At 60.3% G+C, this 13,911-nt stretch carries 3 protein-coding genes and 1 pseudogene; all 4 read left to right on the forward strand.

The features are described 5' to 3' along the window. The first annotated feature begins 456 nt into the window (after positions 1-456). On the forward strand, positions 457-1,131 hold the full coding sequence (locus tag BN1130_RS04495; RefSeq protein WP_042040583.1) for a response regulator transcription factor: 675 nt from the start codon (positions 457-459) through the stop codon (positions 1,129-1,131). Positions 1,132-1,218: 87 nt separating this feature from the next. Continuing rightward, the gene (locus BN1130_RS04500; RefSeq protein WP_042040584.1) at positions 1,219-2,580 is read left to right on the forward strand and encodes an ATP-binding protein; all 1,362 of its coding nucleotides are present in this window, start codon (positions 1,219-1,221) and stop codon (positions 2,578-2,580) included. 185 nt (positions 2,581-2,765) lie between these two features. Beyond that, positions 2,766-8,132 (forward strand): annotated as a pseudogene (locus tag BN1130_RS23100) (DUF4347 domain-containing protein). After that, positions 8,090-13,897, forward strand: a complete 5,808-nt coding sequence (locus BN1130_RS22585; RefSeq protein WP_198135230.1) for a cadherin-like domain-containing protein — start codon at positions 8,090-8,092, stop codon at positions 13,895-13,897. Before BN1130_RS23100 ends, BN1130_RS22585 begins: the two are co-directional and overlap by 43 nt. Positions 13,898-13,911 lie beyond the last annotated feature (14 nt).

Raw genomic sequence — 13,911 nt, forward strand, 5'->3', positions numbered from 1 at the left:
ATCTGTCTAGCAATACATTCCCCGGACATATCATGAACCATGTTGTGGGCATTATTTATAACCACGTGTCGATTTGTTTATGGCCTGTCTCACGTTTTGCATGATTGGCGTCATGATGCGTATTGGCCATGCCAACGGACAACCTCATGCCCGAACATTGGTCACCAAATGGCTATCATAGCGGTCTGCATGACGGAGGGAAGCGGGGAGAGGCGAAAATCCGATCCGGATCAATAGCAGATTGGCCGACCGAAGGCGCTGGCGTGCCAGATGGCGGGAGTCCGGGCAATCAGACCGGGCGCTCAGGGGTCTGAATACAGCCCCCTGTCCCTGTTATCCAGTTCACAATTAGTGCCGATTCAGTCTCAATACAGGCCCTATCCGCTACCATCTGAATTGACTCTCCCAGCTTAAACCCCTCTAATTGGCGTCTCGGATCTCATGCACGAACATCTTATGAAAATTCTGTTAGTCGAAGACGACAAGCTGCTCAACCATCATCTCACTACCCTGCTCGGCGAGGCGCAGAATCAGGTGCATGGCACCGACAGCGCCCAGGTGGCGTTGCACTATGCCGAGGATTACCCCATCGATGTGGCCATCATCGATCTCGGCCTGCCGGACATGGATGGTCTGCAGTTGATCCGCACCCTCAGAGAGCGGCAGATCGCCTTCCCCATCATAGTGTTGACCGCCCGCGGCAACTGGCAAGACAAGGTCGAGGGGCTCGAAGCGGGGGCCGACGACTATCTGGTCAAACCCTTCCAGAAAGATGAACTGCTGGCCCGGCTCAATGCCCTGGTGCGGCGCAGCGCCGGTTTTATCTCGCCCAAGGTGCAAGGGGGGGATTACGAACTGGATCTGTCGCGCAAGGAGCTGACCATCGCCGGGGAGGTGGTGGTGCTGACCAGCTTTGAATATCTGATCCTGGAATACCTGATGCGCAATGCCCGCCAGGTGGTCTCCAAGCAGCAGCTGCTCGACCAGCTCTATGGCGATGGGGAAGGTGACCCCAATACCATAGAGGTGATGGTGAGCCGACTGCGCAAGAAGCTGGATCCTGATGGCGAGATACAACCCATCTCCACCATCCGTCGCCAGGGTTACATCTTCAATCTCTCCTGCAGCTAAGATGGCTCTCGCCTTGTCTCTCACTCTCCAACCAGGTGAGCCCCTGGCATCGCGAGCCCATCCCCAGACTCTCACCGAGGCCAGCCCATGCCGTTGATCCGCCGCTCCCTGCTGGCCAAGCTGATGTTGAGCACCATGCTGGTCATCGCGCTCATTCTGGCCTTTGCCGTCTATGCCCTCTACCTGGCCAAACAGGAAGAGCTCGTCAAACAGACCAGCACCCAGATGCAGGAGAACCTCTCCAAGCTGTTCTCTTCCAAGCTGCCCGATAATCAGGGCCAGGCCGGGTTCGATACCCTGGACAAGAATGCTGCCGATCCGAGACTAGACACCATGATCTGCCGCGCAGATGGCCAGATAAGCTGGGCCAGTCTGCACAATCCCGAGGTGCTCGAGGCCAAACCGACCCTGTGCCAGGATCTGATGAACTACCTCGGCAAGATGGATCATGACTACTTCTTCAAGCTGCTCACCATCAAGAGCGGCAACAGCTACTTCATCTACAGCCTGCGTTTCATGCGCAACCATGGCCAGGGCCCCGTCACCTATTACGTGGTGATGATTGATTCGGCCACCTCGTATCAACAGCAGGTACAAGATTACCTCTACCAGTGCATGCGTCAGGCACTGCTCGCCTATGCCCTGCTCGGTGCCCTGCTGCTGCTCACCAGTTTCTGGAGCCTCTCCTCACTGCGCGCCATGGCGCGCCAGCTCGATGAGATCCGCGCAGGCAAACGGGATGCCCTGTCACAAGATTACGAGCGCGAGCTGGCTCCCCTCACCGGCTCCGTCAATCAGCTGCTGGAGAACGAACGCCAGCAGACCCTGCGCTACCAGCATGCCCTCAATGATCTCGCCCACAGTTTGAAGACCCGATTAGCGCTCATACAGATGACGACGCAAGATGTCGCAATGAGCAAGGAGTTGCACGAAAACATCAATGAACAAATTTTAACCATGGATCAGATGGTCCAGTATCAGTTGCGCCGAGCCGTGACTGGCCGAAAACGCCTCGCCGGCAAGGGGACAGAACCCGTGCCGCTCATCGAAAAACTGCTGGCCAGCCTCGCCAAGGTGTACCGCCACAAGAAGCTGCAGACCCGTTTCCTGTTTGACGACGACGTCTTCTTCCATGGGGAACAGGGGGATCTGATGGAGCTGATGGGCAACCTGCTCGATAACGCCTGCAAGTTCGCCATCAGCGAGATCCGGGTCCAGGTGCGCCGTCAGGACAATGGCTTGCTGATCGAGGTCGAGGATGATGGCCCAGGCATAGAGCCGAGCAAGTCGCAGCAGATATTCCAACGAGGGGTGCGCGCCGACACCTCGCCGGGTCAGGGCATTGGCTTGGCCGTGGTCACCGAGATAGTGCACAGCTATGGCGGCGAAATCCGGGTGGATGAATCCCCCCTCGGCGGGGCCAGATTTCAGCTGAAACTGCCTCAATGATTCACATGTGAAGATTTTATGACCTGAAAACAAGGCGTTAAGCCACAATCTTATGCAATATTGCTCCATGTGGAGCGTGGAAAATGTGCCTTATATGTGACATAACTAGAGCCATTCTCTGCCGCACGGAAGCGATAGCCATGGCCAAGCCCTTTTCATCTGCAATGCTCAGACCCCATCAACAGATGCTGGCCCTGGAGCCACGCATTCTGTTCGATGGCGCAGCCGCCGTCGCCGTTGACCATCAGAGCCAGGATAATCAGGACGCATCCCAGACAGCGCCTGATCACGCCGAGCCGAATCAAAGCGGCCAACCCCGCCAGTTGCTGGTCGTCGATGCCCGTATCGAGCAGGCCAGCGAGCTGACCAAGCACCTCGGCAGCAACGTCAGCCTGCTTGTCATCGACAGCAACACCGACGCCCTGAGTGCCATAGGGGCCAAACTGGCCGAGCTGGGCCAGGTCGATGCCATCCAGATCCTCTCCCACGGCGCCGCCGGACAGTTCACTCTGGGGGATCGCACCCTCACGGCCGATAGCCTGACCAGCGTCTCCCAACAGTTGCAAGGCTGGCAAAGCCATCTGAGCGATGATGCAGATATTCAGCTGTACGGTTGCTGAGTCGGTGCGGGCGATGCGGGTCAGGCCTTGGTCAGCGCCCTGGCCAAGTGGACCGGTGCCGATGTAGCGGCCTCCAGCGATGATACCGGCGCCAGGGAGAAGGGTGGCGATTGGGATCTGGAGGTGCGTAGCGGCCTCATCGATCAACCCCTGGCCCTCAGCCGGGAGGCCGTACAAGCTTTTGACAGCCTGCTTGCCAATGCCAGTCCCGAGACCAGCCTGAGCCAGGGCAGTTCGGATGTGCTGCTCGGTGACAGCTTCGAATTCACCGTTAACCTCAGCAACGGATCCAGCCAGGTAGGCTATGCCCCCTATGTGGATCTCTATCTGCCCAGCACCGGCAAGGATGGCGACGATGGCATCAGTTTCGTCAAGGCAACCTACCTGGATCAGACCCTGAAGTTCCATCAGGTCACCTTCGATGCCTCGGGCAACGCGACTCATCCCCTCGCGGTCGACAACAATGGTAATCCGCTCATCATCAAGGCAAGCGATGTCGGGCTCAGGGCCGGGGATACCATGATAGTGCTGGAGATCCCCTTTGGCAGCCTGAGCCAGGGGCAGCCGGACATCGCCATCGATGTCACGGCGCGTCTGAGCAATCTGGCCGATACCAGCTACTCCAATGGCTCGCCAGCCCTGACCATAGGGACGCGCAGTGGCTTCCAGTTCGGCAATGACTCCCTCAACAACCCCCAGGCTGACCCCAGCCTGGTCGAGAGCAGCATTCATACCTTTGTGGTCAACCCGACGGTTATCAGCTTCGAGCAGAGCCTTGATATGCGCGAAGGAGAGACCGCCACCGGGCCCAACTTCAACCATACCCTGACCCTGACCGCCATCCCGGCCGATGGCCAGCCCTTGAGCAATGTGGTTATCAGCCAGACTCTGCCGCCTAATATGCAGGTGACTGCCATCATCCCTGGTGCCAATGGCACCCTGACCTCCATCACCCTCTCCGATGGTCGCGTCATCACCAACCCGGCGCTGATGGATGCCGCCATCAATAGTGACAGCCTCTTTATCAGCGCCTTCACGGTCGAATACAGCACGCTGACAATGGCGACCGACACGCAGGTCAAGTTCTACGTGCCCGATGCCGATGCCAATGGCGAGCAGGTGATAGACCCCAACAGCGGCGATGCGGTGCAGATAGTGATCGACGCCCCCACTGGCAAGGGTGAGTGGGTGCCTCTCGATGGCCGGGATGTCACGGCACCGGCCACCAGCATCGATTTTGCAGGCCAAGGTGACACAGTGACCTTCACTGCCCGCTCCATCACCCTGCAAAAAGATGTCACCTTGAGCGTCGATGGCGGCAAGGCGGGCATCAGTCCGGGAGATACCCTGGATTACAGGGTCAATATGGCGCTGTCTGATTACTTTGCCTTTGGCAAAACCACCTTCGGCGAAGGCCAGTTTGTGGTGACCGACACCCTGAGTGATGGTCAGACCCTGACCGGTGTCCCGACCCTGACCCTGTTTCGCAATGGCAGCGCCACAGGTGAGACCATCACCCTGGTCTACACTGCCACCCTCAATGCCGATGGCACCACCAGCATCACCTTCGACATCGGCCAGTCCCTGGCCAATGCCAATCAACTCATCAGCTGGCTGGCCGGCGATCTTGCCCTGAATGACAGTCAGCAGCAGGGTGCCACCCTGGCGCTGCTGAGCTACAGCGCCCTGATCAGCCAAAGCTATACCCCCCCGGCCGGTAATCCCCAGAGCGAGATCAATGAGGGGGATGCCATTGGCAACAGCGCCAGCGTCACCGCCACCATAGTCGAAAGCAGCATCAACCTGACCGGCGGTAGCGAGTCCGACAGCTCCCAGACCACCACCCGCATCCCCACCAGCCAGGTTGTCATCGATCTGGTCGATATCAATGGGAGCGCGAATCCCGGAGGCGCCGTCGAGCTGCACCCCGGCGACGATGTCACCTTCCAGCTCAGTTACGATCTGGTGACCGGGGACTATGAACAGTTCAAACTCACCGCCTATCTGCCCCTGCCCCTGTTCGATCTCAGCGGCATCAACTGGTCCGCAGGCAGCGGCGTCGGCCAATGGCACTTCGGCAGCGGTGACACCAACCTGGGCAATATCATCAGTGTCACCAATGGGCCGGGCAACTCACTCATCTTCGACTTCGGTAGCTATGACACCAGTGATCTGAACGGCACCCGCATCGAAATACAGTTCACCCTCACCGTTGGCGATCAACCCTTTGCCGACCAGCGCGAGCTCGATGTGCTGGCCCAGTCGAGTCAGGTGACCACCCTCGACAAGACCCAGCTCAGCAGTTCGGACGTCACCGTCATTACCTCCATCGCCGAACCGGATCTCGCCATCGGCCACGGTGTCGTCTCATCGAACAACGGCACGGTGAGCGGTACCACGGGTAGCTGGCAGCAACCGGGCAGTGGCGGCATGCCCTTCACTGGCACAGTCACCGATATCAATGCGGTGAATGGCAATGTCAGTGGCATAGATGGCGGTGATGCCCTGCGCCTGGCGACCGCCATTGAAAACCGCGGTGGTGGCGGCGCCTTCGATGTCGTCACCAGCATCAATCTGCCCGCCGGCCTCTCCTTCCTGAATGGCACCCTGGCCGATGCCAATCTGAAGATCTACCGTGGAGATGGCACCCCGCTTGTACTGGGTACCGATTATCAGGTGAACGGCAACACCATCAGCTTCCTCGATGCGGGGGGGCAAGCCACCTTGCTGGCAGGACGCGATGGCACCGCTGCCGACCTGGCTGGCAGCAACCTGGTGATCATCACTTACGATGTGACGGTTGCCGACAACATCAATGCCAGCAGCACCCTGGAGACCAGCGCTGTGCTGAGCAACTATGCCAGCATTGATAACGGTGATGACTTCACCCCCACCGACTTGACGGAGACGGCAAGCGAGCAAGTCGCTGCCCCCACCATCAGCATCGATTTCACCGGCGGCAATGCAGGCAACGCCTCCAGCGCGGGCCATACCTCGGGCGCCAATCTGGTGATTGGCGAGAGCATGGGCTACGACATAGTGGTGACCCTGCCCGAAGGCAGCACCCAGCAGCTCAACATTGACAACCTCATTCCGCCCGGCTTCAAGCTCGATACCAGCTACAACGGCGGCAAGGGTTATGACCTGATCCTCACCGGATTTGGCGGCTCGGTCAGTGACCCTCTCCTCAGTGGAATAGGGGGGACTATCGGCAGTAACGGTGTCGATGCCCGTTTCAGCTTCAGTGTCAGCGGCGCCAATGCCGATGACAACGCAGGGAACAACAGCTTCACCATCAGGGTCAGGCTCATCGCCGATAACGTGCTCAGCAATCAGGACGGCACCACCCTCAGCAATGGCGCCGTCCTGCACTATCAGGATCCCGATGGCGACCTAGCCGGTGGTGCGGCACTGGTGCGAGACATCACTGCGACCCCGGCCCCCAATGCCATTATTCAGGAACCCAAGCTCACCGTCAGCCAGGACCTGCTGATCACGCCGCCGCCCTATGGCTTCCAGCAAGGGGACGGCGTCAGTGTCAAGATAGTGATCAGCAACAATGGGCCTCTGGATGCCTTCGACATCCGCTTGAGCGATCTGCTGCCCAGCCAGCTCAGCAACTACAGCCTGGACTCGGTCATCTATGATGGCGTCGATGTCAGCAGCCAGTTCGAGATAGTGGGCGGCCAATTGCAGACCAAGGCCAATGCCAATCTCGATATCGCCGTGGGCAAGCAACTGACCCTGGTGATCAACGGGGTAGTCAATGCCAGCGCCACCAACTTGGCCCAGCTTCCCAACCAGGTCGAAGTCCAATGGACCAGCCTCGATGGCAGTGTCGGCACCAGCGCCGACCCCGCCGGTGAGCGGACCGGCGCCGATGGTGTACCGGGTAGTGACGTGCTCAATGACTATCGAGCCGTCAGCCAGGGGCTGATCCCCATCGCCAGCGGCATCTTTATCTCCCGGGTGGGTGGTGTCACCGAAACCGGCGGTGGTGCCACCAATGCCAGCCATGAACAGGTCACGGTCGGCGAGATCATCCGCTACAAGGTGGTGGCCCTGCTCCCGCAAGGGGAAAATGACAACTATGAATTGCGGATAAGCCTGCCCAAGGGGCTCAGCTTCATCGACAAGGATCAGGTGCGCCTCGCCCTCATCTCCAATGGCGGTCTGACCAGCAGCTTGAGCGGCACCGCCATCACGGGTGCCGATGTCACTGGCGACGAGACCAGCAGCGCCGCCCAGGCCATCTCCTCCACCCTGGCCAACGAGTTAGCCGGGCTGCTGGCCGCAGGCCAGATAGAGATAGTGACCGATGCCGATGGCAACCAGACCATTATCTTCCGGTTGGGCGACATCAGTAACCTCGATGCCGATCTCGATCAGGAAGGGATCGCCATCGAGTTCAACGTGCGGGTCGATAACAGCCTGGGCAACCAGGCTGGTACCCAGCTTGAGGTCAGCGCCAAGGATTATGTTGGTGTCGATCCCGACAACCTGGTGCAGCGCGGTATCAGCCAAGTGGTCTATCAGGACATCATTGAGCCTGGTTTTGCCAACCTCGACAAAGAGGTGATCGCCTTTAATCCCAACCCGGCAGGCAATACCGGCAGCGCCGTGGTGCAGATAAGCTTCGAGCAGAATGGGGGCATGACCGCCTTCGAGCCTCGCCTGACCGATGGCTTCCCCGGTGGCAGCAACTATGCCCTCAACAGCCTGATCATTGAGCTGGGCGGTACAACGTACACCTATGACAGCAGCGACAGCGGCAACAACTTTGGTCTGCCACCCGGCGTCACCATCAGTGTCACCCAAGGGGGCAGTTTTGCCGTCGACTTCTCTCAGTTGGATGCAGGGGCCAAGGTGACCTGGTCTATCAGGTCGACTTGCCAAACGGGGCGACCATTGCCGGCACCGATGCCAGCCTGAGCTGGTCCAGCCTGCCGGACAGCTTCACAACCTGGGGTGGCGACAACGTTGGCGTTGATGGTACCGCCAGCGGCGAGCGTACCGGCCAGGATGGTCAGGGCAATACCCTCAACAACTACGTGCTCACCAGCGCAGCCGGGCTAGGGATCATCAGCGGCACCCTCTGGAATGACACCGCCAGCGCCACCGGCAGCACCAGCCCCGATGGCCCGGGGCTTGCCAATCAGACGGTGACCCTGGTCTGGGGCGGCTTGGATAACGACTTGACCACCACTGGTGATAACCAGAGCTTTGTCACCACTACGGATGGCAGCGGCCACTTCTCATTCGGCATACTGCCTTCGGGCGTCTATCGCCTCGACGGACCGGCTGGCACCACCATCACCGATGCCAGCGCGGGCACCTTGCAGGTCCGCATCGACAGCGATGGTGGCGACCTGGGTCAGGTTGGCATAGCGCTCACCGAATCTGGGATAAACACTGGCCAGTATGAAGATGGGGCCAATATCGGTTATGTGGAACTCAACGATGCCCCCACCCTTGGCAACACCACCCCTGCCCAGAGCGTGGATGAGGATCTCGACCTGGCGCTGGTTGGCCTCTCGGTCGCCGACATAGATGCGGGCAGCGGCGCCCTGACCCTCACCCTGACAGTGGGTCATGGGGTGCTTTCTCTGGGCAGTGCAACTGGCCTGAGTGTCGTCACCAATAATGGCGGCGCCCAGCTGGTGCTGACCGGTAACTTGGCCGCCCTCAATGCCGCCCTGCTGACCCTCAACTACCGTGGCAATCAGGATTTCAACGGCACTGATACCCTCTCTGTCCTGGTCAATGACAATGGCCAGTTTGGTGACAAGCTCGATGGTGACGGCACTCCCGGCAACGCCGAGGATGCCCTGACTGCCACCACCAGCATCCTCATGACCATCAATCCGGTCAATGACACCCCCGTTGCCAACAACGACAGCGCCACCGCCATCGAGGCCGGTGGTACGGCCAACACAGTGCCTGGCAATGACCCTCAGGGAAATCTGATCAGCAATGACACCGATGTGGATATCGCCACCAATGGCGACATCTTGCACCTGGGACTGGTTGCCAGTGTGGCCACCGGCAACAGTGCCACCCCAAATTCGGTCGATAATCCCGTCACTGTTGAGGGCAAATACGGCACCCTCTATCTGTTGACCGGGGGCGGTTACCGTTATGTGGTCGACAACAGCAACCCAGAGGTGGAGGCCCTGCGGCTCAGTGGCGACACCCTGACCGAGCAGTTCGATTATCAACTGCTGGATATCGACGGTGCCAGCAGCCAGGCCAGTCTCATCATCACCATCCAGGGGGCCAACGATGCCCCTGTGGCCAGCGATGACATCGGCAGTGCCACCGAGCAGGGAGTCGGCCAGGCAGGCACCAATGCCACCGGCAATGTGCTGGGCAACGACAGTGACATCGATAGCGGGGACAGCAGCCACGTCAGCAAGGTGGCCCTGGGGCCGGACACCAATCTCAGCCAGATAACCGACGTGCCCGCAGACAGCACCAGCGCCAATGGCGCCGTGATCATCGGTCTGTACGGCACCCTGACCCTGGGTGCCGATGGCAGCTATCGCTACGTGATTGACAACAGCAATGCCACCGTCCAGGCACTGCGGGCAGGAGACACCCTCACCGAGACCTTCAGCTACAGAGCCACGGATCGTGGCAACCTCAATGATATCGCCGCCCTGGTCATCACCATCAATGGCACCAACGATGCCCCCGTGGCGGTGGATGATACGGGGTCGGCCGTCGAGGCGGGAGGGATCAACAATGCCACGCCGGGCAGCAATGCCAGCGGCAACGTGCTCGACAATGACACAGACCCGGATGCAAGCAACCTCGACGAGACCCAAGCCGTCAGCGCGGTGCGCACCGGTACCACCAGCGGCACGGGCACCGCTGGCACCCTGGGCAACCCGCTCAAGGGCACCTATGGCTGGCTCACCCTCAATGCCAACGGCAGTTATGACTATGAGATAGATAACAGCCTGGCGGCGGTGCAGGCTCTGCGCCTGTTGGGCAATACCCTGACAGACAGCTTTACCTATACCTTGATCGATGCCGCAGGCGCCACCAGCCAGGCCAACATCACCATCACCCTTCAGGGGGCCAACGATGCCCCCACCGCCATCGCCGATGCAGGCACCGCCATCGAGGCGGGCGGCCTCAACAATGGTACCGCTGGCAGCAATCCAGTCGGCAATGTGCTCGGCAACGACACGGATCCGGATCTCAATGGCGAGCAGCTCACCGTGACCGGCGTCAGCTTCGGTGCCAGCAACGTCGCCCCCGGCATAGCCCTCAACGGGCTCTATGGCACCCTCACCCTCAACGCGGATGGCAGTTATCGCTATGTGCTCGACAACAACAACGCGACCGTGCAGCAGCTCTTACCCGGAGATACCCTCACCGAACTGTTCGACTACCAGATAACGGATCTGGGCGGCCAGATCAGCGCCTCGACCCTGACCATCACCATTGAAGGGCGTAATGACAGCCCGGTAGCCGTCAATGATACCGGCACAGCCGTCGAGGCGGGAGGCATCAATAACGCCACCCTGGGCAGCAATGCCACCGGCAATGTGCTGGGCAACGACACCGACCCCGAGTCCGCCAACGTCGATGAGCGTCAGAGTGTCACGACAGTGAGCACCGGCAGTGGCACCGCGGGCACCCTGGGCAGTCCGCTCAGGGGCACCTACGGCTGGCTCACCCTCAACAGTGATGGCAACTACACCTATGAGGTCGATAACAGCCTGGCGACGGTGCAGGCCCTGCGCCTGTCGGGCAATACCCTGAGTGACGGTTTTAGCTACACCATGGTTGATGCCAATGGCGCCAGCAGTTCGGCCAGCATCACCATCACCATTCAGGGGGCCAATGATGCCCCCACTGCCGTCGCCGATGCAGGCACCGCCATCGAGGCAGGTGGCCTCAACAATGGTACCGCAGGTAGCAACCCAACCGGCAATGTGCTCAGCAACGACACGGATCCGGATCGCTACGGTGAGCAACCCACCGTCACCGGCGTCAGTTTCACTGGCAACAACGCCGCCCCCGGCACGGCCCTCAACGGGCTCTATGGCACCCTTACCCTCAACGCGGATGGCAGTTACAGCTATGTACTCGACAACAGCAATGCCGATGTGCAAAAGCTGCGGCCAGGGGAGACGCTCAGCGAGGTATTCGACTATCAGATGAGGGATCTGGCTGGCTTGGTCAGCGCGTCGACTCTGACCATCACCATTCAGGGCCGAAACGACACACCGGTGGCAGCCAATGATACCGGCACAGCCGTCGAGGCGGGGGGCGTCAACAACACCACCCCAGGCAGCAATGCCATCGGCAATGTGCTGAGCAACGACACTGACCCCGATTCGGCCAATAGCAGCGAGACGAAAACTGTCAATACAGTACGTACCGGTACCACCACGGGCGCGGGCACCACGGGAACGCTGGGCAACCAGCTCAGAGGCACCTATGGCTGGCTCACCCTCAACGCCAACGGCAGCTACACCTATGTGATCGACAACAGCCTGGCGGCGGTGCAAGCCCTGCGTACCAGCGCCGATATCCTGATAGACCGTTTCAGCTACAGCATGGGCGATGCCAGTGGTGTCACCAGCGCGGCCAATCTGACCATCCGCATCGAAGGGGCCAACGATGCCCCCCTGGCCCAGAACAATATCGGTATCGCCGTGGCCGACAATGGCGCAGGCAATGTCAGCAACCCCAGTGGCAATCTGCTCACCAATGACAGAGATGTCGATCAGGGGGACAGCCTTACCCTGACGGCAGGCCGCACCGGTGAAGAGCAGGCCGGTGGCAGCCTGGCCTCCGTCACTCAAGGCACCCCTCTGGTCTTGACCGGCCAGTACGGCACCCTGACGCTCTACCTCGACGGCCACTACCAATATGTGCTGGATATCAACAATGGCGATGTGCAAGGCCTGGCCCCCCTGCAGACCCTGAGAGACAACTTCACCTATCAGGCACAGGATCTCGCTGGCGGCGTCGACCTGGCCCAGCTCAGCATCATCATACGGGGACGCAACGATGCCCCCGTCGCCAACCCGGATCAGGCTCAGGTGATAGAGGCAGGTGGGCTCAATAACGGCCAGCCGGGTCTTGATCCCAGTGGCAACGTGCTTGGCAACGATACCGATCTGGAAGGGGATGCCCTGACGGTGACCGGGGTCCAGAACAGCAGTGGCCAGGGGGCAAGTCTCGGCACCGTATTGCATGGCCGCTATGGGGATCTGGTGATGAATGCCGATGGCAGCTGGCACTACAGCCTGGATAACAGCCTGGCCGAGGTGCAGGCTCTGCGCGGCCCCAATCAGACCCTGGTCGAGGTCTTCAGCTATCAGATTGAAGATATCTGGGGGGTCGGCAGCGCCAGCACCCTGACCCTGACCATTCGCGGCAGCAACGACACCCCCATCGCCGTCAATGACACCACCACCGCCATTGAAACCGGTGGCGTTCACAACACAGGCGCCGGTCTGGATCCCGCTGGCAATGTGCTGGACAACGATACCGATGTGGACAGCCAGGCCAATGGGGAAACCAAGGCGGTACTCACCGTCACCAGCGCCGCCGGTGTCAGCGTCAATGCGGGCCAGACTCTGCATGGGCGCTATGGTCAGCTGATCCTCAATAGCGACGGCAGCTATCAGTATCTGGTCGACAATGATAATCCCGAGGTCGAGGCGCTGCGCTCGGCCAACCAGACCCTCACCGAAGTGTTCAGCTACCGGATGCGTGACCAGGCAGGGGCCTTCTCGGAAGCGCGGCTGACCGTCGTCATCCAGGGTGCCAATGACAATCCCGTCGCCCAGGATGACAGCTCGCTCGCCAATGATCAGGTGCAACCCCCTCATACCTCGGGCAATGTGCTGCCCAACGACAGCGATGTCGATGCCAATGATCCCCTGCGGGTCACAGGGGTGCGCAGTGGCACCGAGAGCGGCAGTGGCCAGGCAGGTCAACTCGGCCAACCCCTGGCCGGTCGCTACGGCTGGCTCACCCTCAATGGGGATGGCAGTTACAGCTACACCATTGACCTGACCAACAGGGAAGTGCTGGCCGCCGCAGGTTTGGGACAGGTGCTGCAGGATGTGTTCACTTACACCCTGATTGATGGCAGCGATGCCACAGACCTGGCCCAGCGGGTGATCCATCTGGACATCTCCGCGCCCTACGTGCCGCCTCCCGAAAAAGGAGGGGTTGGCCCTCATCGGCTCGACAGGGAGATAGACAATGATCGGCAGACGGGGCTACCCGATATCACGCCAGCCATCTTCGTCACCCCAGAAGTGCAACGGGTCGGACTGGGGCTCGATGCCAGCGGCGATCGCTCCGACGGCAGCCAGCTGTTCTTCGGCATGCCCCCCGAGATCCGCAGCCAGAGCATCGGCCAGGGCCTTGGCCAGATAGAAGGCACCTTCGTCGGGCTGAGCGTGCAGGAGAGCGCCATGGCACAGGAGCTGGATCTGGCCAGCTTCCTCGGCCGCCATGGCCGGGTCGATCTCAATGCCGATTGCTTGCTCAGTGACGAATCGGTGTTTGCCCTGACGCCACAAGACATGAAGGCCCCCTCGTCCCAGGGCGAGCGGCCGACCAAAGCCAACAGCTTTACCAGACAACTACAAGAAGCCGCCGGGCGTTCCGCCCAGCCCAAAGGGGACAATCAGCCCTTTGTGACCAATTCAGGCGTTTGATTCTAAGGACAGAT

This window comes from Aeromonas rivuli, assembly GCF_000820045.1.
Classification (GTDB): Bacteria; Pseudomonadota; Gammaproteobacteria; order Enterobacterales; family Aeromonadaceae; genus Aeromonas; species Aeromonas rivuli.